Annotated in this window: 27 protein-coding genes; 12 read left to right on the forward strand and 15 right to left on the reverse strand. The window is 40.3% G+C overall.

Going from position 1 to position 26,585, the window contains the following annotated elements:
• Positions 1–229 precede the first annotated feature (229 nt).
• From ltrA to ACQY3F_RS08825, 3 genes are all read left to right on the forward strand, one after another.
• Complete coding sequence (gene ltrA, locus ACQY3F_RS08815; RefSeq protein WP_428353824.1) at positions 230–1,732, forward strand: group II intron reverse transcriptase/maturase; 1,503 nt, start codon at positions 230–232, stop codon at positions 1,730–1,732.
• 409 nt (positions 1,733–2,141) lie between these two features.
• Complete coding sequence (locus tag ACQY3F_RS08820; RefSeq protein WP_428352931.1) at positions 2,142–3,338, forward strand: ISAzo13 family transposase; 1,197 nt, start codon at positions 2,142–2,144, stop codon at positions 3,336–3,338.
• Between the two features lie 151 nt (positions 3,339–3,489).
• On the forward strand, positions 3,490–4,686 hold the full coding sequence (locus ACQY3F_RS08825) for an ISAzo13 family transposase (protein WP_428352931.1): 1,197 nt from the start codon (positions 3,490–3,492) through the stop codon (positions 4,684–4,686).
• A 594-nt stretch (positions 4,687–5,280) separates the two neighbouring features.
• Here ACQY3F_RS08825 and ACQY3F_RS08830 read toward each other — a convergent pair.
• Entirely contained in the window at positions 5,281–5,736 is a 456-nt protein-coding gene (locus tag ACQY3F_RS08830; protein WP_428354461.1) for a hypothetical protein, read from the reverse strand.
• 332 nt (positions 5,737–6,068) lie between these two features.
• Between ACQY3F_RS08830 and ACQY3F_RS08835 the strand changes: the two genes are divergently transcribed.
• Complete coding sequence (locus tag ACQY3F_RS08835; protein WP_428354462.1) at positions 6,069–6,422, forward strand: type II toxin-antitoxin system RelE/ParE family toxin; 354 nt, start codon at positions 6,069–6,071, stop codon at positions 6,420–6,422.
• Positions 6,403–6,690 carry a helix-turn-helix domain-containing protein gene (locus ACQY3F_RS08840; protein ID WP_428354463.1) on the forward strand — a complete coding sequence of 96 codons (288 nt, stop codon included), beginning with the start codon at positions 6,403–6,405 and terminating at the stop codon, positions 6,688–6,690. The genes ACQY3F_RS08835 and ACQY3F_RS08840 overlap by 20 nt, the downstream gene beginning before the upstream one ends.
• 133 nt (positions 6,691–6,823) lie before the next feature.
• Here the strand turns inward: ACQY3F_RS08840 and ACQY3F_RS08845 are convergent, their stop codons facing one another.
• Genes ACQY3F_RS08845 through ACQY3F_RS08855 form a run of 3 tightly spaced genes read right to left on the reverse strand, consistent with a single transcriptional unit; the run spans position 6,824 to position 8,155 of the window.
• Positions 6,824–7,453: a group II intron maturase-specific domain-containing protein gene (locus ACQY3F_RS08845; RefSeq protein WP_428354464.1), complete on the reverse strand. Its 630-nt coding sequence runs from the start codon at positions 7,451–7,453 to the stop codon at positions 6,824–6,826.
• A gap of 38 nt (positions 7,454–7,491) precedes the next feature.
• Positions 7,492–7,788: a hypothetical protein gene (locus ACQY3F_RS08850; RefSeq protein ID WP_428354465.1), complete on the reverse strand. Its 297-nt coding sequence runs from the start codon at positions 7,786–7,788 to the stop codon at positions 7,492–7,494.
• Positions 7,789–7,828: 40 nt separating this feature from the next.
• Positions 7,829–8,155, reverse strand: a complete 327-nt coding sequence (locus ACQY3F_RS08855) for a hypothetical protein (protein WP_428354466.1) — start codon at positions 8,153–8,155, stop codon at positions 7,829–7,831.
• A 244-nt stretch (positions 8,156–8,399) separates the two neighbouring features.
• Here ACQY3F_RS08855 and ACQY3F_RS08860 point away from each other — a divergent pair, with 244 nt between their 5' ends.
• Complete coding sequence (locus tag ACQY3F_RS08860) at positions 8,400–9,203, forward strand: sulfite exporter TauE/SafE family protein (protein WP_428354467.1); 804 nt, start codon at positions 8,400–8,402, stop codon at positions 9,201–9,203.
• A 256-nt stretch (positions 9,204–9,459) separates the two neighbouring features.
• Positions 9,460–9,864, forward strand: coding sequence for a DUF4332 domain-containing protein (locus ACQY3F_RS08865; RefSeq protein WP_428354468.1), 405 nt, complete (start codon positions 9,460–9,462; stop codon positions 9,862–9,864).
• A gap of 82 nt (positions 9,865–9,946) precedes the next feature.
• On the opposite strand, the gene ACQY3F_RS08870 is transcribed toward ACQY3F_RS08865, so the two are convergent.
• From ACQY3F_RS08870 to ACQY3F_RS08895, 6 genes are all read right to left on the reverse strand, one after another.
• Positions 9,947–11,146: a hypothetical protein gene (locus tag ACQY3F_RS08870; protein ID WP_428354469.1), complete on the reverse strand. Its 1,200-nt coding sequence runs from the start codon at positions 11,144–11,146 to the stop codon at positions 9,947–9,949.
• Entirely contained in the window at positions 11,143–11,985 is an 843-nt protein-coding gene (locus ACQY3F_RS08875) for a hypothetical protein (RefSeq protein WP_428354470.1), read from the reverse strand. Before ACQY3F_RS08875 ends, ACQY3F_RS08870 begins: the two co-directional genes overlap by 4 nt.
• A gap of 509 nt (positions 11,986–12,494) precedes the next feature.
• On the reverse strand, positions 12,495–13,109 hold the full coding sequence (lpoB, locus tag ACQY3F_RS08880; RefSeq protein WP_428354471.1) for a penicillin-binding protein activator LpoB: 615 nt from the start codon (positions 13,107–13,109) through the stop codon (positions 12,495–12,497).
• Between the two features lie 40 nt (positions 13,110–13,149).
• Positions 13,150–13,611 carry a DUF1425 domain-containing protein gene (locus ACQY3F_RS08885; protein ID WP_428354472.1) on the reverse strand — a complete coding sequence of 154 codons (462 nt, stop codon included), beginning with the start codon at positions 13,609–13,611 and terminating at the stop codon, positions 13,150–13,152.
• Between the two features lie 24 nt (positions 13,612–13,635).
• Positions 13,636–15,147 (reverse strand): COG3014 family protein, encoded by a 1,512-nt coding sequence (locus ACQY3F_RS08890; RefSeq protein ID WP_428354473.1) that lies wholly within the window; start codon positions 15,145–15,147, stop codon positions 13,636–13,638.
• Positions 15,148–15,196: 49 nt separating this feature from the next.
• Positions 15,197–16,138, reverse strand: coding sequence for a CsgG/HfaB family protein (locus ACQY3F_RS08895; RefSeq protein ID WP_428354474.1), 942 nt, complete (start codon positions 16,136–16,138; stop codon positions 15,197–15,199).
• Between the two features lie 217 nt (positions 16,139–16,355).
• On the opposite strand from ACQY3F_RS08895, the gene ACQY3F_RS08900 reads away from it, so the two are divergent.
• From ACQY3F_RS08900 to cobT, 4 genes are all read left to right on the forward strand, one after another.
• A complete protein-coding gene (locus ACQY3F_RS08900; protein ID WP_428354475.1) occupies positions 16,356–17,000 on the forward strand; it encodes a hypothetical protein in 645 nt (214 codons plus the stop codon).
• Positions 17,001–17,266: 266 nt separating this feature from the next.
• Complete coding sequence (locus ACQY3F_RS08905; protein ID WP_428354476.1) at positions 17,267–17,710, forward strand: universal stress protein; 444 nt, start codon at positions 17,267–17,269, stop codon at positions 17,708–17,710.
• A 3-nt stretch (positions 17,711–17,713) separates the two neighbouring features.
• Positions 17,714–18,238, forward strand: a complete 525-nt coding sequence (gene cobU / locus ACQY3F_RS08910) for a bifunctional adenosylcobinamide kinase/adenosylcobinamide-phosphate guanylyltransferase (RefSeq protein ID WP_428354477.1) — start codon at positions 17,714–17,716, stop codon at positions 18,236–18,238.
• Positions 18,239–18,240: 2 nt separating this feature from the next.
• Positions 18,241–19,284, forward strand: coding sequence for a nicotinate-nucleotide--dimethylbenzimidazole phosphoribosyltransferase (cobT, locus tag ACQY3F_RS08915; RefSeq protein WP_428354478.1), 1,044 nt, complete (start codon positions 18,241–18,243; stop codon positions 19,282–19,284).
• An 872-nt stretch (positions 19,285–20,156) separates the two neighbouring features.
• Here cobT and ACQY3F_RS08920 read toward each other — a convergent pair.
• On the reverse strand, positions 20,157–21,098 hold the full coding sequence (locus tag ACQY3F_RS08920) for a hypothetical protein (protein WP_428354479.1): 942 nt from the start codon (positions 21,096–21,098) through the stop codon (positions 20,157–20,159).
• 595 nt (positions 21,099–21,693) lie between these two features.
• Here ACQY3F_RS08920 and ACQY3F_RS08925 point away from each other — a divergent pair.
• Positions 21,694–22,044 (forward strand): cupin domain-containing protein, encoded by a 351-nt coding sequence (locus ACQY3F_RS08925; protein ID WP_428354480.1) that lies wholly within the window; start codon positions 21,694–21,696, stop codon positions 22,042–22,044.
• An 834-nt stretch (positions 22,045–22,878) separates the two neighbouring features.
• On the opposite strand, the gene ACQY3F_RS08930 is transcribed toward ACQY3F_RS08925, so the two are convergent.
• From ACQY3F_RS08930 to ACQY3F_RS08945, 4 genes are all read right to left on the reverse strand, one after another.
• Positions 22,879–23,442: a hypothetical protein gene (locus tag ACQY3F_RS08930; protein WP_428354481.1), complete on the reverse strand. Its 564-nt coding sequence runs from the start codon at positions 23,440–23,442 to the stop codon at positions 22,879–22,881.
• Positions 23,443–23,803: 361 nt separating this feature from the next.
• Positions 23,804–24,061 carry a DUF1488 domain-containing protein gene (locus ACQY3F_RS08935; RefSeq protein WP_428354482.1) on the reverse strand — a complete coding sequence of 86 codons (258 nt, stop codon included), beginning with the start codon at positions 24,059–24,061 and terminating at the stop codon, positions 23,804–23,806.
• Between the two features lie 442 nt (positions 24,062–24,503).
• Positions 24,504–25,328, reverse strand: a complete 825-nt coding sequence (locus ACQY3F_RS08940) for a Mur ligase family protein (RefSeq protein WP_428354483.1) — start codon at positions 25,326–25,328, stop codon at positions 24,504–24,506.
• A 238-nt stretch (positions 25,329–25,566) separates the two neighbouring features.
• A complete protein-coding gene (locus ACQY3F_RS08945; RefSeq protein ID WP_428354484.1) occupies positions 25,567–26,217 on the reverse strand; it encodes a class I SAM-dependent methyltransferase in 651 nt (216 codons plus the stop codon).
• Between the last annotated feature and the right edge of the window lie 368 nt (positions 26,218–26,585).

A 26,585-nucleotide genomic window follows, 5' to 3' on the forward strand; every position in this document is an offset into this window, starting at 1 on the left:
GATATTTATGTGGAACGTGGCAATGTCGTATCGTCCTCCAGCGATGGAGAAAGCTGCCCGCAAGGGATGCCGAAGGCGGTACGTCGATGAGAGAATGGAAAAAGCGAAGGCGATTATGTAATGTAGTCGATACGGATTCAAGATTTGTCCGACACGAAAGTGTGCCCACGTCCATTTGGTGCTTTTCTGCGAAAGAGTTTGGAGAACCGATTTTGAGAAGGAAACGCAAATGACGGCCTGTATGGCTGGTGCACCTTCTGCCAATCAACAGAACTGGAATCAGGTCAACTGGTCCATTGTTGAGTGTTTGGTTAATCGGCTGCAAATGCGTATCGCAGAGGCCGTACGGCGAGGACGATGGCACAAGGTGAAAGCTTTGCAATATCTTCTGAGTCGTTCGTTTTATGCCAGAATGCTGGCCGTAAAGCGAATCATTTCTAACAAAGGTAAAAGAACATCAGGAATTGATGGTGTTATCTGGAAAACACACCAGCACTATTGGTGTGCCGTGTCACAACTAAAAATACGGGGCTATAAAGCCCATCCCTTACGTCGTTGCTGGATTCCTAAAAGCAATGGCAAACTGCGTCCTCTCGGCATCCCCATTATGCATGATCGGGCGATGCAAGCATTATACGCATTGACCCTAAAACCTGTTGCCGAAACATTAGGTGACAAGCATTCTTATGGGTTTCGGGAAAAACGTAGTGTACATGATGCAGTCAAGCAATGCTTTATAGCGCTGGCAACACGCAGGGCAGCGCCCTGGGTACTAGATGCTGATATTAAAGCCTGTTTTGATCGTATCAGCCACGACTGGCTGCTTGAGCACATTCTGCTACCGAAAAAGGTACTGAAACAATGGCTCAAGTCAGGGTATATGGAGAAGTCAAAGTACTATGATAGTCATGAAGGCACACCGCAAGGCGGTATTATTTCCCCTATCTTAGCCAATATGGCCTTGGATGGGCTGGAAACTGTCGTCATAAAAGGACGCAATAAGAAACACCGCAAACTCAACGTGATCCGCTATGCGGATGATTTTGTTATTACGGGGGCAACGGAAGGCATTCTACGCGACGAAATATTACCTGCGGTAAAAGACTTTCTTCAGCCCCGAGGGCTGACATTATCAGAGGAAAAGACACATCTACGCCCGATTGAAGAAGGGGTTGATTTTCTAGGGTTTACCCTTAGAAAGTTCAAAGATAAATTGATAATCTGCCCTTCTCAAAAGAAAGTCACTCAGTTTCGGGAAATGCTGAAAATTTTCTTTAAAGAATCGCAAAAGCTACCCTTTGAAGCGATGCTTAGAAAATTGAACAGCAAACTTCGAGGCTGGGCTTTCTCAAACCGTCAGGTCGTGGCCAAACGTTTATTCAATACGTTGGATAATGAAATATATTATGGTGTACGTCGCTGGTTGCGACATTGCCACCGTAGTAAAACCAATGCATGGATAACACACCGTTATCGTTCTCGCATAGAAGGACGAAGTAATTTCGGTACGTTTGTGATCAATAAACAAGGGAAGCGACAATGGTTAGGGTTATTTCGGATGGCCGACGTGCCTATCCGTTACCACGTTAAAGTTCGTGGCGAAGCTAACCCTTATGACCCTGCTTATCGGGAATACTTTAAAGACCGTGCAGAGAAACAATGTCGTACACGAAACTATGATCGTTTATTTTTAGCCAGTACAACACTGGAAAGAACCTTGATTAGAGGGTAATATGACCACTAATAAGAAATGAGCGATCGGGTCGAATATACTCGGCTTTTAAAGGGCTTGAGCCGTATGCTGGGAAACTCGCAAGTACGGTTCTTAGGAGGGGAAGGGCTGCGAAGCCCTGACCTATCCGGTATTTATTTAGACCACCTCAAAGAATACAACCTAAAAAGACAAGATCAAAAGAAAAGATCAAAAGAACGCTCGCCACTAGGCAGGCTTTCAGGGAAAAAGAACCCTGAAAACCTTAGATAGCTTAATAAACAAGTATCTGACAAAGTAATCGCTTCGCTTGATAAAATCCCTTTAAGGGAGATGGAAAGAAATAATCATCCAAACGAAGTAAGCTTGTGTCTCAATAATTTATAATAATGAATTCTGAATTTATTCTCACACTAGGCAGATAAGCTTGTTGATATTAACAGATAGCATTATAGGTTGGATTATAAATACAGCCCATCGTTTAAAAGGCTCGGTACGTCGTATATTCATGGCTGAAACGGTGGAGCTACTAGGCTCAGGTGGTGCAAGTATTGCTGAAGAAAAACTAGGATGGAATAGAGGCACTATCCGAAAAGGACAATATGAACTTGAAACTCAGCCCATAGAAGATAATTTTTCAGCGAGAGGGCGTAATAAAAGTGAAGAGCATTTTCCTCATCTACTTGATGACATAAAAAAAATTGCTGAACCGGAGTGTCAAACGGATCCCTCTTTTAATTCCTGTCGATTATATACCCGGCTAACGGCTAAAGAAGTTAGAAAACGTTTACTGGAGATTGATTATTACGATGAAAAAACATTACCTTGCTCAAAAACTATCAATACAAAATTAAATGACCTGAGTTACCATCCAAAAAAGGTACAAAAAACAAAGCCTCATAAGAAAATCAAGGAAACGGATGCAATTTTTGAACAAGTTCATTCAGTCAATGGAATGGCAGATATCAACCCAAAAGAGATTCGTATATCAATTGATGCCAAAGCAAGAATGAATATAGGAAATTTTTCACGGGGAGGACGAAATCGGGTTTTAACAAAAGCAGAGGATCATGATTTAGATGTTAAGGAAAAGTTAACTCCTTTTGGTTTTTATCTGCCTGAACATGATGATTTTTTCCTTTTCTTTACAGCAGGCTATGCCAGCAGTGATTTCATCGTTGACCGATTGGAAGAAATTTGGCCAGAAATTCAAGAAAAATATGGAGTAGATATTCTGACAATTAACGCTGACAATGGTATGGAGAACAGTAGCTCCAGAACTCAGTTTATAAAAAGGCTTGTGGAGTTTGCTGAAAAAAGCAACATAAAGATAAAACTGGCCTACTACCCTCCTTATCATAGTAAATATAACCCAATTGAACGAGTATGGGGAGCCTATGAAAATCATATTAGTGGCGACATAATGGATACAGTTGAAACAACTTTAAAATTTGCCAAAAGTATGACCTACAATGGCAAAGCACCTATTGTTAAATTAACAGAAAAAATATATGAAACAGGAGTAAAGGTAGGTAAAAAAGCAATGAAGACGTATTATCAGTTTGTTGACCGAATGCCATCGTTGGAGAAATGGTTTTTGACCATTTCTCCTGGTTGTTCTGGATGATTATTTCTTTCCATCTCCCTAATCGCTTCGCTTGATAAAATCCCTTTAAGGGAGATGGAAAGAAATAATCATCCAAACGAAGTAAGCTTGTGTCTCAATAATTTATAATAATGAATTCTGAATTTATTCTCACACTAGGCAGATAAGCTTGTTGATATTAACAGATAGCATTATAGGTTGGATTATAAATACAGCCCATCGTTTAAAAGGCTCGGTACGTCGTATATTCATGGCTGAAACGGTGGAGCTACTAGGCTCAGGTGGTGCAAGTATTGCTGAAGAAAAACTAGGATGGAATAGAGGCACTATCCGAAAAGGACAATATGAACTTGAAACTCAGCCCATAGAAGATAATTTTTCAGCGAGAGGGCGTAATAAAAGTGAAGAGCATTTTCCTCATCTACTTGATGACATAAAAAAAATTGCTGAACCGGAGTGTCAAACGGATCCCTCTTTTAATTCCTGTCGATTATATACCCGGCTAACGGCTAAAGAAGTTAGAAAACGTTTACTGGAGATTGATTATTACGATGAAAAAACATTACCTTGCTCAAAAACTATCAATACAAAATTAAATGACCTGAGTTACCATCCAAAAAAGGTACAAAAAACAAAGCCTCATAAGAAAATCAAGGAAACGGATGCAATTTTTGAACAAGTTCATTCAGTCAATGGAATGGCAGATATCAACCCAAAAGAGATTCGTATATCAATTGATGCCAAAGCAAGAATGAATATAGGAAATTTTTCACGGGGAGGACGAAATCGGGTTTTAACAAAAGCAGAGGATCATGATTTAGATGTTAAGGAAAAGTTAACTCCTTTTGGTTTTTATCTGCCTGAACATGATGATTTTTTCCTTTTCTTTACAGCAGGCTATGCCAGCAGTGATTTCATCGTTGACCGATTGGAAGAAATTTGGCCAGAAATTCAAGAAAAATATGGAGTAGATATTCTGACAATTAACGCTGACAATGGTATGGAGAACAGTAGCTCCAGAACTCAGTTTATAAAAAGGCTTGTGGAGTTTGCTGAAAAAAGCAACATAAAGATAAAACTGGCCTACTACCCTCCTTATCATAGTAAATATAACCCAATTGAACGAGTATGGGGAGCCTATGAAAATCATATTAGTGGCGACATAATGGATACAGTTGAAACAACTTTAAAATTTGCCAAAAGTATGACCTACAATGGCAAAGCACCTATTGTTAAATTAACAGAAAAAATATATGAAACAGGAGTAAAGGTAGGTAAAAAAGCAATGAAGACGTATTATCAGTTTGTTGACCGAATGCCATCGTTGGAGAAATGGTTTTTGACCATTTCTCCTGGTTGTTCTGGATGATTATTTCTTTCCATCTCCCTAATGCTCTTTGTTCAGGTAGAGCTTGAACAATGAACATTAATGGAATCCTAGGCATACTTGACAGGTTGGAATACCGCAGCAGCTTAAAAAAGATCAAAAGCAAGTCCGTAGTAACCCACTTTTTTTATTAGTGATCGCGTATTTTATCGAATACAAGACTTTGTAAAGTAAAATGAAATGAGCCATAGATAAATAGAAAAACAAAAAAAAAACCGGTACTCATTTAATTTTAATTGACAAAATCTTTCCTTTCGATAGTGATGCGATTCACTAATCAAAAAAAAGATAAGATCATGAAAACTTTTTGGAAGACTCTATACATTGAGAACATACATACAAAAGCACCATGTAGATACTTAGGGATAATCTTAAAAATACCCACTACTTGGGGAATATTAAGAAGAAGAACAAATGACAATGTTTATTTAGAAACGAAATAGGATTTGAAATTGTTTAAAAAACAATAACTCAGAACAGGCTGGTATGGCGATATTTGCAACCTCACCATACCAGCTTATTCTGAGTTACCTATTTCTAAAATAACCAATAACTTTTTTAAAAAAATACCTTTTATTAACCATTCAAATATTTTTTTATAGCAAGGCGAACAACAGACCCAACAGATCGCTCTTCATTTAACGCATATTCTTTTAATTCTTCTAATAACCCAGGTTCCAAAGCCATTGAAAACACTTTTTTAACTGGTTTTTTACCTTTCCCCCTACCGTTTCGCTTTGGTTGTGACTCAGGAATGCTTACATCAGCATTATCCACAACAGCAACAGGCTTATCTCGTTCATAATCAGAAAGCGACATAGGCTTATACCTAGAAAAACAGACAACAAATGAAGAGTCATTAAAAGTAACACGGAAATCTGTAAGGCTCTTATAACGCCTCCAAAGAACCATCCTATAATCAGAGGCAACCAAGCCATTAGAGGTACCATCACCAACACCTACAGAAATAAGAGCAGCAAGAAGTTCCTTTTGATGAAGTTTACTCAATCTTTTATTTTTAGAATTAGCCATATAAACCACTATATCTTATTAACAATTAGTCATAATAACATTATATATTATTAATATATAGTTGTTTTAAGTGCGGTTTATCTATCAATAATATAAATATACCACACTCATTCAGCAACTGAATGAACCCAAAGTGTATTAATATACGTACTTATATATAGACGTGTTACAGGGCCGTCATAAACATAACCCACCGTTGAACCCGACCACATAAAGTACAATAAATTTAAAAATACATTTTGGTGGCGGGTTAACTAAATGTTATATTTTAGAGCAAATTCATAAATTCCATAAATCTTGACATATGCGCCATTGGCGTATATTGTTAGAGTATGATTACTGTTGCTGAAACCGAGCCTTTCCAAAAGAAAATTCAGAAGTTACTTTCTATGGAAGAAAAAGAAAACCTAATTTCTTACTTATCAGAGCATCCAAAAGCAGGTGATTTAATTCAAGGGACTGGTGGAATCAGGAAGTTGAGATGGGCAAAAGGTGCTAAAGGAAAAAGTAGTGGTGTCCGAGTAATCTATTTTTTTCATAGCGAAATTATGCCGCTTTATCTATTGGCTGTGTTTGGCAAAACTGAGAAAGCAAATATTACTGCTGAAGAAAAGCATCATTTGTCAAAAGCAGTTAAAGAATTAGTGGCATATTGGAGGCAAAAAAATGAGCAAAGCATTCACTGAAATATCTGCTGGTCTTACTGAGGCGATAGAACATGCAAAAGGTAAATCAACAAAAGTTGTCGAGCATAAACTTGAGTCCATTAACGTAAAGGCTGTTCGTGAAAAAACAGGAATGAGTCAACAAAAGTTTTGTGCTACGTTCGGTATTTCAATTGGTACATTACGGCATTGGGAGCAAGGTCTCCGTTCTCCTAGAGGACCCGCAAGAGTTTTACTGAAAGTTGTACAACACAATCCAACGGCCATTATTGAAGCTATTCAAGAATAAAAATACATAATCGGGATAGGGAGCTACTCAAGTAGCCCCTTCCCACAGCACCGCACATACGGGTCCGTATACGGCGCCTAGCCAGTTATTAACTGAGATACTTCATCGGGCAAATCGATTTCATATCAAGTGTCTATCGGGCCGTAGCCGGATGGTGAATCTTGCACCATAACGTGCGGATGGAAATGAGTCCAATTTGTTCAAAATGTGCGTTGCTTAACCGACTGTTAGTTGCCAATGTTTTAGATAAGCGCCAGTAGCTTTTGCGCGATATACCTAAGTAAATAGCTTCGCGTTTGCTCACTCCTAGCTTGATCAGCTCTCGAATTCTACGTCTTGGTCTGCGCCACTGTTTCCAATAACACATTCTGAGTCGCCTTCGTATCCATCCGTCAAGGTTCACTGCTTTATCGTACTTTAGTCCGCAGCCATAGTGCGCCATCCAGCCTTGAGCGTATTGCTTTAGGCGAACGATGCGTGATTCTATGGAGATACCCCGCCCCAGAAGTTTCATCAGGCCTTTGTCTTTCACCTTACGTCCTACACGATCCATGAGAATATCATGATTGACCGTATCGAAGAACTTTTCCAGGTCTATATCTATTTGATAGGTATAGCCTTGCTGATAAAACCCCTGAGATTGCAGTGCAGCTTGCCGGACAGATCGCCCAGGCATATAGCCGTAGCTGTGAAGCAAGAAAGTAGGATTGAACATATCACTGAGTACTTTTGCGATGGATTGCATCAATACTCGATCTAGCACACAAGGACAAAATTGCAGGAGCAATATTTTGAACAGCTTTAGCTGGCCCAAAGAGTGAGAAGCAGGGATGCTTCGAATAATCCTAAAAGGCGTACTCCCCCAGACTCTTTGGGAATCTCAACTCGACGTGCAGGCATGGGCTGATAAATACCAGCTCTCACCTGATTCTTGATGATTTTCCATTTCGGTCTCCCCCATTTTGGGAATTGCCCAATGCTGATTTTATCAACACCGGGCGCTCCCTTATTGGATCTTACCTTTTTCCATGCCTCGGCTATACTCGTATTGGATACGATGTGTTCCACCGATGCAAGATCGATATAGGATGGATTCATGACGCGCCTGGCATTCAAGTCCCCGGTCGGGGTTTGGGAATTACCAAAACTCATGAATATCACCATACCACACTGCCTTCGAACCTTTCCTCAGCAACATTCCACTGAGTTCTCGTTCTCGGCTGACTTCTGCCCTGTTAACGCGCACCTTCGCAGGCTCTGTTCCACCGCTGCCGTTAGGCAACTTAGGCAGGCAGATCTCCCCGGGTAAGAACATGATCTTTCTCTGCACAACCACAGAATTTACCATCCCGCAGTGATCCAGATGGGCTTCGTCATGTTGTGCTGACTCACCCTGCAGTTCGGCCTTACTATGCTGTTCTTGTCCATTGGCTCGCAGATTTGCACTTAGGCTGCTTTCAGACATTGGTCGCCCTCCGCCCTTGCCATCGGCAGCTAGTACTTTTTAGAATTATCATATAAAATAAATCTCTAGATAATGCACAGGGGACTTGCACCCCATAAGATCATGCCCATGCCGGGCACACACCAGAAAATCCACTTGACCGTAAAAAGCGTCACTTTTTTTGCTAAGGCAAAAAAACTGCCCCTTTTTACGTCAAGTGATTTGGTCGTTAGGCTTCAAAAGACGTAATTAAAATGAATTTAAAATGTTAGAAATTGAGTGGGTTTTGTCGTTTTTATTGCTGGGATCTTTTGTTGGGTTTATGGCGGGGCTATTAGGGATAGGGGGTAGAGGAATACTGGTACCAGTACTAACATCAATATTTTTGTTGCAAGGAATTCCTGTAGAAAATGTAGTACACCTAGCATTAGGATCCTCAATGGCTTCTATAATTGTAACGTCAATTTCAAGCTTACGCGCTCACCATTCAAAGGGTGGAGTAGTTTGGAACATCGTTAAAGGAATGGCACCAGGAATTGTTGCAGGTACCTTCATAGCGACTTTTTTAGTTTCACACATTAGTTCTATTTATCTTGCGTTATTCTTTTCAATGTTCATGGCTTATGTTTCCATTCAAATGTTTTTAAATAAAAAGCCAAAACCAAGCAGAAAGCTCGCTGGAAACAGAGGACTATTAATAGCAGGGTCTGGAATTGGAGCAATATCAGCATTAGTATCCATTGGTGGCGGATCTTTAACTGTACCGTATCTTACTTGGCAGAATGTTGATATTAAAAGAGCAATTGGAACTTCTGCTGCAATTGGGTTGCCGATTTCAATTGCAGGTACTCTGGGTTATGTAATTAATGGTTGGGAAAGCTACTCAATGGGCAACTATACGTTTGGCTTCGTATATTTACCTGCTGTGCTGTTGATTTCTATAGCAAGTTTTTTTACAGCGCCATATGGTGCTAAGTTAGCTCACAGATTAAATGTTTCTATTCTGAAAAAAGTATTTTCTGTATTGTTAATTATTTTGAGTATTAAAATGCTTATTTCAATTTTATAATTATGTATAAAAAGCCTAACAAAAAATTCCAATGACATTGAATGACATTGGGGTCAGACTCGATTGAAAGTAGGTACCAAAACAATAATGAAAAGGCCAGCATTATCTTCTAGAAATAGAGTATTATGCAGCGAGGTAATCATAGACAAGATTTTTTGAATCTAAAGAGGACATGAGTCGAATCTAAGCAATATGTCTCTTAATAATTTGAGAGAAATTCTAATATTTATCATTGTTAACTAACATGGAGTTCAAAATGGCAAAACTATCCGAAATTGAAGGTATTGGAGGAACATACTCTGCAAAGCTTGAAGAGGCAGGTATTAGTTCTTTAGAAAACCTTTTGCAATGTTGTTGTGAAAAAAAAGGACGCAAGAAAATTTCAGAGCAAACAGGCCTGACTGAAAAGCAATTACTTAACTGGGTAAACAGAGCCGATTTATCTAGAATAAAAGGGGTAAGCACTCAATATGCTGATCTGCTTGAGTGTGCTGGCGTAGATACTGTTCCTGAACTGGCGCAACGTAAGGCAGAAAACCTGCAGCAAAAGATGGCTGAAGTCAATGCAGAGAAAAATCTGGTGCGTAAGGTTCCAACAGCCTCACAAGTAGAAGACTGGGTGGCACAGGCAAAAGAATTACCACGAGTTATTACTCATTAACTCCAACCTTTGTAACAAACTCTAAAATACTGAACTGGCTTAGTTTAAATACGCTAAGCCAGTTCAAAATTAGTTTTCCGATTTATAGGTCAGGGCAACTATCCGGCCTATCATTGTTTGAGCTTATGATAGAACTGAATTGGCCACGTTTTTGTCTACCCGGGTCAGTGAAAATGCTACTATTATAATCAGCACAATGGCGCAATCTCCCCGTAACTAACATCACCGTTATATTTCCATCACCACTACTGAAAGGTAGTTCATGTGTAGAACATGCAGCTGTCACGGCCCGACCTTCTCTTAATTCAACAGAACTACATAAACCCCATTGTTGCTCAGGGTCTTTATAAGTAAAAGTATCACGTTCAGGAGTGCTGCTTAATTCCCAACCCTGACAAGGCAAATCCAAATTACCATTAAAAAGCGTAACATCGTTGCTTTTAAAACGTAATTGCGCTTTTACCGTACCATTTGCATCGCCATTACAACGTGGGTCATCCTGGCTTTCTTTTGCACCCGCAACCACATTGTCAGATTCTGCGCGTACTTCTAAATAACTCGCAGGGATTCCATCTCCATGCTGGATAAAGCTAAAGTTCGAACCCGTCAGCTGCAAGGATGGTGGTTGAGATACCTCTAGTTTAAGAAAATACATCAGGTCGGTATTATACTGAGTACAGCTAGCACCACTGCTACAGTCACTATCAGTACTACACGTGGTACTACTATCATTACTGCAAACACCGTTCAGGTAAGAGCGTGTATGACAGGCAATACAGTTCGCACGGTCATAGGATTCCATTGAAGTATTGCCTAGTATAGGCCGCTGTTCAGTTATGTTTCCACTTGTATCAGTTGCCAGTACCACTTGTTCACGGAGAACTGTCTGATTAATCGGTTGTGAATCTGGTTTTGGAGTAATAATCTGTGCCGCATTTCGGCAACTTGTATAAGAATTAGCTTCCCAGTGAGCACTAATAAGCTGGTATTTTAACCAGGGTGTCTGTCCATTTGCATCCGGAGCACTGGAAATCGCAGCATGACATGCCGTATTCTGATCATTAGCAGCTGGATATGATGCCATACAACTTGCACCCGTAGCGCAATCAGAGTCAACTGTACATTGGGTATCGACATCCGTAGAACAGTAACCGTTTGCCACTGGGACTTGTCTACATAATTGCGATAAACCACCCACCGGATTGGGTGGCAAATCAAGACACCAACCATCTTTACCATCCGGATCAGAAAATGGATTGACGCATTCTCCTATACCATTCATTGCCGGAGGTTTATTACAGGATGCGCAAGCTTCATTACCGCTTGCATTACAATTATTCGGGTTGAGGCTGGCTGCTTAACTGTTTTGTGTCCCATATGCATACCCACCATAGCCATTGACTTCAGCTCACAGGTATCTGTCTGGCTGCTATTACGGTAGTTTGGCGAGTACACTAATAAGTCTTCCATGTGGAAATTAGTATCATTTACGTCAGGTGCATTGCCTTCACGCCAGGCAACTTTTAGTACGATTGCCCCCATATTTGCATTAGCTGGATTACCTCCCCCCGTGTCTTTAGTCACATCACCACAGGAAAATAGTACATTGTTATTTAAGCCAGCAAGAACAGCGGGATCATTCCATTGTTTTGCTAACACTTCATTGTACATAGCCGGACTAAGCAAAATTTCATAACGCAGAAAATTTCCCGCAGAATCTAAAACAGGGTGCTCTGAAAGTCCACCAGATTGAGCTTCAAGGAATGAATCATCAACTTTCCCTACCTGCTGTAGAACACGGTAATTCTGGTAGTTAGCAACGGATTTACAAACTTCAGGATAATAGCGCGAACCTGATGGCCCCGGATTGGCCTGATTAAGCATATCCGCTGTCGATGACCACTGTGTCCATTGTGGTACGTTATCCCCGGTAACACTGATTTGCCCACCTACTGTCGGGGCGTTTAAAGCAAGAAAATGATTCCAGGCTAATTCCATAAAGTCAGCATCTGTCGCCTGACTAGGAATATCCTGAGTGAGGTCGGCCTGTAAGTTATATGTCAGACTACAGGAGGCTGCCGCTAAAACACGGGATGGAGTCGTCAGAAAAAATGCAGTCATAAAAACCATGAAAAGCACATATTGCTTTGGGATAACCCTGAACTTCGACTGATAAGACATATTTTCAACTCCACGAATCATTTTAAAAAAAAGACCACTTTATAAGCTTAGATACTCTAACTAGGTACCTGGAAATAAATAAGTGTCCAATATTTGGGCAGGATTTTTGTTTGTCATTAGTGCTGTAGCAACAGGCGCATCCGTGACCCCATCATGTTTTCGTTGATGGGCACGGATGAAGCCCTTTGCCCATCCTTGTGTTTATTTTGCTGTAACTACTCAGCATGTCTGAGTAGTTACATTTTAATCTACTAAATTACCAGGTTACTGTCAATGATTAAGTATCAACGTTGTACGCCCTATTATTTATGAAATAAAACAAGTTGTACTCGAATCTTCCAAACTCGGCCCCACTCTTTGCAATAGGGTTATTACATCTATTTTTAGCCTAGTTGCCCATAGTTTCTAGCTCTGAATATTAGCTGATTCAGGCCAGAAAAAACCTGCTTCTACCAGCCCATTAATGGCTGCTTCCCCTGCTTCGCTATTTCCACATTATCTTCCCATACAGCTAAGCCGGTCGCTAGATCTGTCACTGCCATATGGAAGAAAAAATAGGACTCGCGCATTCTTCCCTGTTTGCTAGTTTGCTGCACGATTTCGCCAGAAAGGCTCATATCCGGTGCAATAGCAGTACCGCGTTTTTGTACTGTTGACTGATTGAACATATCATCTTCTTCCAGTCTGCGTACCTGTTTACTCGCAGCATCATCCGGACCATTTCCGCCAACGGCTGTCGTGGTCAAGGCTTTGCCAGATCGTAGCAATGCCTGTCTAATCTTATCGGTAAGAATCCGCGTATTGATATGCTGAGTAGTAGAATTTTTTATCGTACTGATCATCATTATGGTTTTACGCCCATCCGTTCGGTTGAGTACACCCGATTCGAGCAGAGAATTAATACCTTTTTCAGCTGCGATCTGCCAATCTTTAAAGTCTACTCCATCGACGGTGACCAGGCCATCATTACCCGTCGCATCTATACGTGTTGGGCTTGTACCACAGGCCGTCAGAAAAAATGCGGTACTGGTAGCAGCGAGTAGTGAAATAAGTTTTTTATTCATTCTATTTTCCTTTTATATTCTTTATCTTTAAATTTAAACTCTAACTTCTAGCCGCATCATTTTCTCTGATACTTAAAGTAAAGTCCTTGCATCTAGGGTTGGGAGAAATGGCATTCAATCTGACCGTATCGCCTGGAATGACTGTCATTGGAATCCACGTGCTCGTTGCAGTATCAACCTGCATGCCATGCATATCCAGCCAGCTAAAACGATAGGCAATCTGGTAAGGGTTATCTCCCATAAACCAGGAAGCTAGCTGCGCCCAGAACCCTGTCCTGATATTCCGTGCGGTAACCTGAACCTTAAGTAAACCACCCTCCAATTCTGTTTTATCAACGCGTACAATCTCTAGTCGATTTTTTAAGAATGCATCCGTTGACACTTTAGAAGTATCCACCGCTTCAACTTGCATACTTTTTTGGTCATTTTCCACTGTATTCACCGTTGCCTGGCAACCGAAAAGCAACAGACAGCTCAGTGTAAGAATATAAAATTTTTTCATTTCTAGTCCTTTTGTTAATAATATTTATTCTAATTCGATCAGTTTATAAATCAGTTTATTCGCAGATAATGCCCGTACATAGACGATAGCAATATTGGTGTCTTTTTTTAAGGCAATCTCTTTGCCCTGCCCGCCCACACCTATCGGACTGATTTTTAACTTGCCATCTTCAGGCATGGGCACATGCGCTACCTGAATTTCTTTAGGCAAGGTTTCCCATCCCCGGGTGTCAGCTGTATTAAACATAAACTTATAAATCCCGGTTAGGGCATAAGCGCCTATCTCTGCACCACTATTCCCGGATTGCCTTGCTGCATGCACAATAGCATAGCTTGCTAATTCCTTAGTCAAGGTTGAAATAACCAGCCGAGTAATCATTGATGGCAGTTTATCATGATATTCCTGAGACATAATGGCATCAAAATCCGCTACCTGCTCTGTTCTAATCGATTGCACTTTATGCTGATAGGTGAAATCAATTGCCAGCCCCGGTAATAAAACCGGAAAATACTCATATCGGGGAAACGCGATTCCGGTATAGCCTACATAGGGCAACACTATTTGAAATTTTTCCTGTTTCAACGCTGGGGCACGACCATTGAATAACACCACATAGACTATTTTACTATTCAGGGGATATGCATAAGGCTCTACGGCAGATAGCTGGGCAGGAACTGCACTACCGATACGTTTTGCCGCTGTGACATAATCTCGTTGAATCAAATGATTGTGCGGATTCATTCTATATAGATTGCGAAAATCCACCAGCGCTTCGCCATAATTATTTTCGATTAAATAACCTAGCGCGGAAAAATAACTAACAAATGGATTCGCCAGACTACCATAGAGTTTATTGGCCTTGTTAGCGGAACTCTTATAGGCATCGTTTACTGCAGGACTTTTAACGATGCTAGAAAAATTTATATTGGTATTTTGATTACCCAGAGAATGACTTTTTTGCTGGTTTTTCTGCACTTGTGCATCAATTTCTTTCTGAGTAGTACGAATTTCATCAGCAAATTTTTTGACTACCTGCTTTTGCGCCTCGCGCATTCTGCGCAATTCAACTTGCGCACCGGCCGTGTCATTCAAGGCAAAATAATTTAAGGCCTTATAAACATTCAACATCACCCTGTCCAGATACATACCCTGATACGGCAAGGCATTTGGGTTGGTCAGGGCAGATCCTAGTTCTGAACCGGCTGCTCTGGCATTAATAACTGCGCGCTGGTCAAACTCCTTGATATATGCTTCAGACTGTTCAAACTCACGCATACTGGTTTGATACTCACTAGCGCTATAGTTCGCTGTTCCTGCTTCTAACGACCACATCAATTCATCGCCAGTACCGGTTCTATCCTCGCTTTTTTCGGTGAAATCCTTTGCTGCAAGAGTTACATTGCCAGAATAATAAGTATCAATATACGGCTGTTTTTGTTTTCTGGCGTCAATAATTGAAGAGCAGCCTGTTAGCAAAGTGTGGATGCAAATCAGCAACGCTACATTGATATTCTTATAATTAAAACGTACGTCCATATTTACTGCTTCTCAAGGCTAAAGTAAGCTTCTTCCAGGTATTGTCTCGCTACCATCCCGGAGTGACTCTTGGATAGGCAGGTTCAGAGTCTTTAGTAAGTGTATTTAGTAGCCTGCAGATATCCCCATATTGGATGCGCCCTGCTCCCGAGATTATTTTCGCCTTGGTAAATTTGGCTTCAACAGATGTCACTTCGATAATTCCAACCTGTTCTTCATAGCCTCCCAAGGATTCTCCTGTATCTGCATCGACAATTGCTTCGCCCTGATTAACCACCTTGCACTGTTTTCCAACTTCTAGGCCTACACCTTTACCTCTATTTAAAATGACACCCGTAGTCGATACCTTAATCACCTTTATTGGATAAATTCCGGCAAGAATGGCATTCCCCACTTCTGTTGCGGCTTTAGTAAACAGCAAGTCTTTATAATCAGCCGCCGTCCAGTAGCGTCTTTCTGAGGAAGGAATTTCACGGCGTATTTCATCAAAGCGTATTTTCTGAATCACCTGGTCGGCTAATACAATTTTCCCGGTACTACTCTGAATAACTTCGAACTGGCTTTTAAAGGTTGCCACTAGTCGCGGCAATGTTTCTCCTGTAATAGCAATATTCTGCCTTACTGCACTGACTTCAAATCGATTAATCACTCCGGTTACCAGATAATCAGCGACCAGCAGCTTGCCCATAATTTCACTTTGCCCAGGTGCAGCCCAGTAGGATTCAGTTAAGCGGTTTTCAGCAATAACTTTATCGATCTGGGTACGAGTCAGCATATTAAACTTTCTGGATTTTGCCAGATACTGTATTAACTGATTGGAAAACTCTCGTTCCGCCAGAGTACGCGTGATAGCCACCTCACCTATATTTGTTGTTCCGATCACAGGGCTGAGTTGAAAGGGCAACACGGCCATGGTTGGCTGATTTGCCGGGGCTGCGTAGGATGACGAGACAAAAAACAAGGTTAACAGTAATACAAGAATTTTTTGCATGATGATTTTCCTAGTGGGTTTCTAATAAATTATACTGCATACTGCACAAGGCTTTACTGATTGAGTACAATATTTTTTCTCTTATACAGGCGCTGAGCTTAATGAACGTATAATAGGCTCATAAGTACCCAAGCATAATTAATCCAACATTTTACTTGTCTTTTTACTCATTTCCAACGTTGCATAAAGAGTTGCGTAGCCAGCTATGCGCCTATCTATGCGCCTTGAAAATGAACAAAAATCCTGCGTAAAATTTGTTAAATTAATGATGCTTGGGTACTTACCATTTCATCGTTCACCCAGTAATGTGCACGAAATAACGGTCATAGCTACCAGCTCTCTAAACAATAAAAACATGTACGCTTATCTAAAACTACTCTTCAATATCTGTATTTTCAAAAAAGGGCCTGAAGATATTCCGCATTCAATTCAGCTTTTGCGCCTCTCAACAATTGCATATGCGTGCATTAGTTATCTGCTGATACAGTTTTCTGATGGTAGCATACGTGCCCTGCTTCAAGTTGCCACTGAGCTCATTATTACTTTCAGCTTTGCAGCACTGCTTCTGGGCACAACGAAAAAACTGCCTCGCTTTATACAAACTACAAGCACATTACTCGGTACAGATGCGCTGATTAGTGCCTTTGCCATCCCTGTTCTTGCCATGCTACATCAGGACTCCAGTAATATGCCAGTTATTTTGACCATGCTAGGACTTATGCTATGGAACTGGTTAGTCATTGCACATATTATCCGCCGCGCTTTAAACAAGTCCTTTTCTTTTGCATTAGGCATTGCCTTCTTATATGTCTTTAGTGCTTCACAAATCATGGGCACATTATTTCCGTCTATCAGTTCTTAGGCGCGAGAATTCAATAATACCCGAGTCTGACTTATTCCTGCTTACGCAGGAATGACGTTTCTTTGGACTCCACAGTCGCACTAGAAAAACAGTTGCGTAGCCTCACTGCGCCTGTTTTCCTAGCACGCCTGTGATGCCAAAATCCTGCGTCATACTTGCGGATATTATTAAATCCTCGCTGCTTAGCGATTTAACAATAGACTGCTTATGCACTGCGGAGTAAAAAATGTTAAATTAGTCTTATTCAATTATTTAGGGAGCTTAGAATGAATAACTATACACATATATTACTCGCTGCAGATTTTTCCGAACATGGTGAAATCGTCGCTCAAAAGGCGCGTTATCTAGCGAGCAAATATCAGGCAAAACTAAGCGTTATTCATATAGTTGATAACTTACCTATTACCGATGCAGCCTACGGACCGGTTATTCCTTTTGATATCGACCTCAACGAAGAGCTCATGAATGCCGCGACAAGGCGTCTTGCAGAACTGGGTAAACAACTGTCTATTCCTGAAGACAGACAATTCCTGGAGATGGGCAGCGCCAAACTGGAAATTGTGGCTACCGCAGAAGAACAACATGTGGATCTTATTGTCGTCGGCTCGCATGGTCGCCACGGTTTAGCCCTATTATTAGGTTCAACAGCTAACGGCGTGCTGCATCATGCAAAATGTGATGTGCTTGCTGTGCGACTACAGGATGACTAGAGCATGCAACATCTTATTTTAGGAGGTGCACGTTCGGGTAAAAGTCATTATGCCGAACAACTAGCAGAAGCCAGTAATAAACAAGTTATTTACATCGCAACCGGCTCAGCAGGCGATAATGAAATGCTTGAACGCATAGCAAAGCATCAGGCAGAACGACCGAGATACTGGGAAACTATTGAAGAACCTGTACTTCTCGCTGATGTTATAAGTCAATATGCTGGTAGCAATAATTACCTGCTCGTTGATTGTTTAACCTTATGGTTAAGCAATATTCTATTTGACGCCCAGGGAGAATATCAGGAAGATATTTTCCTCCAGCAAAAGCAGGCCTTGCTGGAAATAATTCCGGATTTACATACAGAAATTGCTCTGGTTAGCAATGAAGTAGGTTTAGGCGTTGTGCCTATGGATAAAATGTCACGCCGCTTTGTTGATGAAGCTGGAATACTGCACCAGCAACTGGCAAAAATTTGCTCGCATGTTACTTTGGTAACCGCAGGACTTCCACAGGCGCTAAAAAATTAATTATGGACTGGATACAACAGCCTATTGCGCCACCCGCTCAAGCTTATCAAAAAAAGGCAATCAAACGACAACAGCAACTAACTAAACCAGCAAGTTCGCTCGGTGAACTAGAACAATTAGCGGTGCGACTTGCCGCAATGCAAGCGACAGAAACACCCTGCGTGGATAAAGTATGGATTAGTATTTTTGCCGCTGACCATGGCATAGCCGATGCCGGTGTTTCAGCCTTTCCTCAGGCTGTCACCGCTGAAATGGTAAAAAATTTTGTACACGGTGGTGCTGCGATCAGTGTACTGGCAAAACAGCATCACGCACAGCTGGAAATAATCGATGTCGGCGTTGCCGGTTCATTAGTTGATTTAAATATTATTCATCAAAAAGTCGCCTTGGGCACCGCGAATTTCTTAACTCAACCTGCAATGACTGAACAACAGTTATGGCGAGCTTTACAGGCTGGAAAAGATACCATTACAAGAGCACTTGCTGATAATAGCCAGTTATTTATCGCAGGTGAAATGGGTATTGCAAATACCAGTAGCGCCACAGCCATTGCTTGTCATTTACTAGAGATGAATGCCCAGCAATTAACGGGGGCAGGTACTGGCCTTGATACTTCCGGCATAGAACACAAAGCCAGAATCATCCAGCAGGCATTGGATAAACATAAGAATATTCCCTCTACACCACTCTCAGCCTTACAAAATTTCGGTGGTTTTGAAATAGCCGCTCTAACCGGAGCTTATCTGGCTGCTGCTCAACAACAACTGCCGGTATTGGTAGATGGCTTTATCTGTAGCGTCGCTGCTTTAATCGCTAGCCAGATCAATTCCAATATAAAACCCTGGCTCATCTTTGCGCACTGCTCCCATGAGCAAGGGCATAAATTAATCCTAAGAGCTTTAGATGCAAATCCGCTATTAAACCTTAATATGCGCCTAGGAGAAGCCAGCGGTGCAGCCCTTGCGATTCCCTTATTACGCTCCGCTTGTGCATTGCATAATCAAATGGCGACCTTTGCACAGGTTTCTCAGGTTTCTCAGGTTTAAATATTTAGGCAGGTGGAAACAAATAATCATCCAATCTCTCTAGTCTTTTTTTCCCTGTTTAACCTAGAAAAATCAGTTGAACGCGAATTTATAGTGCAAGATATTGAATTCATATAATACTTTCAAAAAATCTTAGCTTCACCCATAGCTTAAGTGGGCATTTTTTGAAAATGCAGTGGAATCAAAAGCTTGTGCTAGAAACCGTGAGCAACTGATTTTTCTAGGTTTAAACCTTCTGAATCGTCGCGTAGAATAACGATGCTCCTCTTGAGAAGATTTAAACAGAAACAAAAATCCTGCGTGATTTTTGGACGATTATTTATTAACCAACTTCCTTAGGAACGCGCACGGAATAAGTTGAGCAACTGACTTGTCTTTTTATCTGTTTTCTGCGTTGTAGAAACTGTTACGTAGCTGGCTATGCGCCTGTTTCTACGTCCCCGTATCAAGCACGGGGCAGGCTTTGAATACGAATAAAAATCCTGCGCCAGATGCTCAACTTATTCCGTGCGCGTTCCTTACTTAGATTCAACCATACCTATCCGTTTGTTGAACAATCAATAAATTATGATGGTTGGTTGCCCTTAATGCATACTCTGAAGTCTTTATTTACATACCTTGACAATTCATCCGTGAAAAACTTTCCTGATTACCCATAACTCTCAGCTATAATTCGTCATTCCTGCATGCTGCTAGCAGGAATCTAGTTGGTTAAGCATAGATTCCCGATAAAAGACTTCGGGAATGACGAGTTTGTTAACATGCTGATTATTCATGTTTAATTTTACTATGGCTGAGAGTCATACGTAATCAGGAAAACTTTTAAGTAAACATTTACGAATTGTTTAGTAAGCGGATAGGCATGGATTCAACTAATAAGTGAAATTTATTTTATTAGGTAAATTAGAGACCTCCAGGACTCTTTTTCTAGATTCTTCATCAATCAATTTATCTTCTGCATATTTCTCAAGGATCCTATTGATGTCTTTTAAATGAGGTATCAAAAGCTCTTTGTCTTTTGCTTTAATATCATAGTGATTTATCGTTCTTAGCAGTGCTATTGAAGCACTGTTTAAACTTTGATTTTTCCTTGGAGTCGGATTGTCGTGTGGAGTTGCTAGCCCTAATTTCTGGATGACTTCATGGACCACATCACCTTCGTATTTAAAGACTGAAACGTTATTTTCACCAAACAATGTCTGGCATTCGGTGACGAAGCCTTGATAATCTAAATGTTGAGAAAACCATTCGATATCTAACATTTCAGCAAAGGATAGATCTTTGCCATAACACGAGTTATTTTCAGTTTGTGGGTTGCGAATACATTGTTTGTAATAGCTTTCAATAAACTCGACTGGTTCACGAAACCATACCCAGATTTCAATGTCGAAAAATTTACTCAGCTCACATAAAATATCTTTTGATTCGTCAGGAAAGTCCCACCAGTAATTATAAATACCTTCAGATGACAGAATGATGGTGTGAGTATCTTTTTTAACTTGCGAGATTATGTTCTTAAAGTTCTCCAGGAAGTTTTCCACATGTGTTGTCACTAAGTTTTTCTCAAACCATTGGTGTTTTGGTGCACTCAGATTTTGTAGGCTTTTAAGGTTATGTGGGTAAAGAATCCCTTTTCCTCTAAGCTTACGTTGCTTTTTATCAAGGTAGGTTTGTAAGCTCGTTGTGCCAGTTTTTGGCGTGCCTGCATGGATGATTAGCTTTAGTGGCTGTGTATTGAGTTGCTCTAGTGATTGTTCAAATGGTTTTAATAGCACAGCCAGTTCGTTGGCAAAATAAATACTTGGTTTTTCCATAGCGGTAAATAAAAAACCTCTTAAACTTAGAAAAATCTGTTGAGCGCGAATTTATAGTGCAAGATATTGAATTAATATAACACTTTCAAAAAATTTTAGCTTCACCCATAGGTTAAGCGGAAATTTTTTGAAAGTGCGGTGGAATCAAGAGCTTTTACTAGAAACCGTGAGCAACTGATTTTTCTAGGTTAATGGTATGAGTGAGTGAAATCAAAGGGTCACTTTATTCTAATCTGGGCTTGGTTATCCTAGAAAAGCAGTTGCGTAGCCTACTATGCACCTGCTTTTCTAGCACGCCTGTGATGCCAAAACCCTGCGTCAAACTTGCGGATATGATTATACTTCGCGCGGTCACGGATGCGGAAAAAAGTGTGAGCTGATTTTTGTTGATAGTAAGGCGCTGAAACTGGCGCATAGCTGGCTAGGCAACGGTTTCAGCAACGTCGTTATCGGCAAAAACGCAGCCGCTAGAAATCCGCAGTCGTGACCGCGCGAAGTATATTCTTAAAATGTAGGCAAAAGGGGATGAACAATATATTATGGCACATCCCAAATCATTCTGGTTCTGGGCATAAATCTAACGTTAGGAATTAACATGAAAGAAATTACAGTTGATAGCAACCCAAGTGAAGCACTTTTAAAAGAAATGGGTGCTGCTCACTGGCCAACATGGGAAAAAGAAGTATCTGTATTCCCATGGGAATTCGTTACGACAGAAACAGCACTTATTTTAGAAGGTGAATGTGAAATGACACCTGCAGATGGGAGCCCTTCAACTACGTTCAAAGCGGGTGACTTAGTGGTATTTCCTATAGGCTTTAAAGGTACTTGGGAAGTGAAAAAAGCACTTAAAAAGCGCTTCAAACATAATGGAGGTAACTTTGTTAAATGTACGTTTAACCGTTTGAAAATAACATCAAATACCATAAAATCAATTATGAAATAAAGTTCACTGCCATTATTTCCACTCTATTAGCTGCTGATATTTTGACAAGTTCGTATTCTGAAGATGAATAAATAGCACCCTCTTTATTACCCAACGCTATGTTTACAACATCAGACTCATCATCATGGGTAACGATCCTTTAACTAGAATATACAATCAATTGAGATTGCACCTGCTTTCATGCCTTGATTACGTTAAGTTATATCCATTGTTCACATTAATGTATCGATATTATTAAATTTGCTATAGAACATTATTCGCCCTAACGACGACAATTTCTGATAAACATTGTCGTTTACTGTTCATTTTTAATGCTTAGGTAACGCGCAATAAATAACCCACCCATATTGCGTAGGATTTTTGTTTGTCTTCAACGCCTGCCCCGTACTTGATACGGGGGCATAGAAATAGGCGCATAGCTTAGCTAGCTACGTAACTATTTCTACAACGCAGAAGACGGACAAAAAGACCAGCAAGGTGGGTGGGTTATTTATTGCGAGTTGCCTTAGTGATAGCGCGACTAGATTTAAAGCTAACCCGATGCTCAGGAGTATTTTTGTTCAGGTTCTACTGAGCGCCGGGTACAGGGACAAAGCTGGCTCGCACAAATAGATCAAAATATCAGCGTACAAAGTCGTGAACAATGCGATCTATTATTACATCGTTCAGAAACTATAGCATAGGGTATGCACCGCATACCCTATGGAATTAAACTGAGATGATTAGAGGGTCAAATGGTCAAGCTTATAGCAGAATATTAAGCAGCTTCTTCCATTTCACCTTGTCAAAAAAAACAAACCCCGCTTGTTGCCAGGCTTATTACTCTAGCACGGGTTATTTGTTTATCGAAGATGATAAAACAACCAAAGCCCAACCTCGGAAACTGATATCTACGCTGAGCGAAAATGCTATAAACCACATGGACGTGGGCCAATCAATCCAAATCATTATGCCCAGTATAATTGAAATTATCCCGGTTATTCTATTCGATAATGGGTTGGAAATTTTTGCAACGGATAATAGAATATTTCGATAAATTCCTTGAGTAAGCATATAGCCAACAATCAGAAGGTTTAAGTTATTAGCTTCACCATCAGTGCTTAAAACCACCAAAAATCCGACCACAATATCTAATACGCCGCCGTGTATATTATATAGAAAACCTTGCGCTGTATCGGCTGCCAAAGCATCAATACAGCGAAAAACACCAACTATCAATACCACAATACTAATAACAGGAATCCATGAAGCACTCTCACCCATAATATAAACATCGGGGGAAAGCACGCTTAAGAGAGCCACTAAACTGCCAACAAAGATCATTGCTTTGCCTCGAAATTTAAACCAGGCCGGCCTTGATGTAAACTGAATTAATTCAGAGTTTATATTTGATGTCATTTTTACCTTTATAAAGGTTATATAGAAAAAGAAGCTGTAAAGAACCCAGGCATCATTAATTAATTTACATAATTATTTATACTTCGCGCGGTCACGACTGCGGATTTCTAGCGGCTGAATTTTTTGCCGATAGTTACGTTGCTGAAACTGTAATGTAGCCAGCTATGTGCCAGTTTCAACGCCCCCGCATCAAGTACGGGGCAGGCTTGGCTATAGACAAATCAGCTGCCACTATTTTCCGCATCCGTGTGACCGCGCGAAGTATAGTCCATGAAACCAGTGTAAAGCTTTAGCATAACATTAAAAATCAACGCTAAACTCCTGTATATAAATGATGCGAGGATTTAGTATTATTTTTTATTTAAAGATTAGCTGAACTGATAAGAACGGAACCGTCACTTTCATATACCCTATTTTCAATCAAGATTGTCGCTGCTTCCTGAATAGCCTCTCTATGTCGATTAACACAGTGCATGGGTTTTTCTTCAGTTGCCCCGTATTTATCATGCAAAATTTTGAGGGGAACCCTGCAAAGTATCCGTTTTTTATCGACCGTTGCTACTATCGTCGCTACTTTAGAGGTCGCGTTCCAACTCTCAAGTTTGGGAAATGAAATCATAGTCTCTCCTCCTGTAGATACTTCTGAAGTATTTTCGGTTTCATTATTTTCATTTGTTTCGCTCCTAAAAATAGATTTTTATATTTTTACTCAGTGAATCCAGAGATCTTCATAATACTCTTTACCTTCTTCATTTAGAATGTAATGGGTGAGCAAATTTGCCGTTGTAAAAATCACACGCTGTCAATGCTGCATCCAATTTTTGAACGGGCGCACTTTAACCTGGCGATATGGAACTACGGTTTTAGACTTAAGCACCTGGAAATAAATAAGCGTCCAATATTTGGGCAGGATTTTTGTTTGTAATTAGTGCTGTAGCAGTAGGTGCATAGCTGGCTACGTAACTATTGATACAGTGCGAATGACGGACAAAAAGACCAGCAAAGTTGGATGATGTGTGTTTCCAGGTGCCTTAGTATACTGAAAAGAGTTCTTCTCTGACTTAGCGAGTTGATACATTTCTGCTGTTTATTGTGGCTGTATGTTTTTCAGGTGGCGGCACATCCTGGAATGAAAATGAAGATAAGGTTTTTTGAATATTATTTTCAGAAATATTAATATGCCGAAGTACACTAGCAGCCGCTTTAATATTTAAACAATTAAAATGCCCTAACAACTTAGTGGTAAAATTTATCGGTTCTTTTTTGAAGGTTTGTGGGTAAATTGTATGTGCAGTCCCTTCACGCATAAAGCCTAACTTTGCCTGTTGATATTTTTCAAATGTTTTATGGTAGTCCAGATGGTCTTCAGTAATATTTGTCAGTAGTTTAATATTGAAATCAATATCTAACATTCTCGTCTGGTCAATTCCCTCTGAAGTCACTTCCATAATAAAGTGAGTTCCACCCCTGTCTAAGTGATCTTGCATATAGCTTTTAACATCATCTGAATCTGGTGTAGAGAGACCTTTATTCTCCGAGTTCAATGTACCTAGGACAAATGGTTTATATCCCGCTGATTTTAGGACTTCTGCAATTAAGTACGCAACCGATGTTTTTCCGTTAGTTCCGGTAATGCCGATGACATACAGATCTTTTGAGGGATGTCGGTTAGGGGCTAACTTTATGGGCAACGAGTGTTTTTTTATGTGAACTTTGCTTTGCTGACTTTTCAAAGAAAGTCTTTCACGCTTTGAGGGAAGTTGAGAGTCGAAATTATGTTCTCGATTTTGCTTGAGCAGTTCTAAAGAAGATTTATCTTTCTTATATATGATCTGTGGGCGTTTAGTTATATGGAATTCAGATGTAAGGGGTGTTTTTTCAGTCACTTTACAGACAGGGTCGTAGGCCCGTTTTAAATTAAATATTGCTTTATTTGTTTCTAGGTTTTTAATTGAGTAACCTCTATTAGAGTTTGAACTATTATATTACAATCTGTTGTTTTATATTATCAATACAGATTTTTTTCTTGTTTGTAACTTTGTGATTATAGGTTTTGCAAGCTAGATTATTAGGCATAATGACACTCTTCTAGCATTCAGCTAAATGTATACATACCATGAACATTTAACGTTCATAGCGCAGAATTTGACCCCGAAAAGGTTGCGTAAGATAATCGGCATTCTCTGCTTTGCTCTGGCTATGTGTATAACCTAAAGTTATCATTTTTTTGCTGAAACGGGCATGATAACTACGCCCAGGGTCAACTATGATAATTTCACAATGGGGTTTAGCATGCTGGTTAATAAAGCTGGATAAGAGCTCAACATGATCGCCTTCATAGAGTAAGTCACTACCAACAATTAAATCGAACTCACCTAGACCACTCTCTCCATCACCCCATCCAGTACGAATAAATGGTATTTTTTTTCCTTTGTTGAGGAGTACATTTTCTAGCAAGAATTGTTCAACTTCCGGGTGGTAATCCGTAGCCGTAATATTTGCGTGGCGGTCGTTTAGCAATAAGCTAGTCAAGCCGATTCCACAACCTACTTCTAAAATACGTTTCCCTGCGATTTCATATTCCAATAAAAGATGAGCAAGCACTTCACTAGACGGCCAGATAACACCAAACAATGACCAGATAGCCGATGATATACCAAGTTTTTCGGCGATATCACCGACGTCTTGATATTGCTGCTTATCTCGTAAGGTTCGTAGATGAATATCAATATCACCAAACTCAATCGTTTGATAGCGAAACCGTAATAAAGACATTAGTTGACCATATAGAGGAGATTAATTCGACACCGGCTGTTTGCACTGTTCCATATGTCTGGTATAAGGTGGGTGTAATCCCATACGTGCCCGGAATAACCAATGTGGGCGTTCTCTGGAATTTTCAAAGCAATACAAGTATCCTTACTCGCTGCATATCCACGTTTGCATTCCCACCCACTGCCATAAGTTTTTAATTGAGCATTTCTTGGGATCAATTTCTTTTTGATTTCTGCTGACACAGTATTGGAAGCGCTAGCAGCAAAGACTAAAATAAAGAGAACCTGAACTAAAATAATATTTGGTTGCAGCTTTCTTCTTATGAATAATTTTTCTATGATCGTTTTATACCCCAGAGCTTAATGACA

The sequence above is a fragment of the Methyloprofundus sp. genome, from assembly GCF_965251085.1.
GTDB lineage: Bacteria > Pseudomonadota > Gammaproteobacteria > Methylococcales > Methylomonadaceae > Methyloprofundus.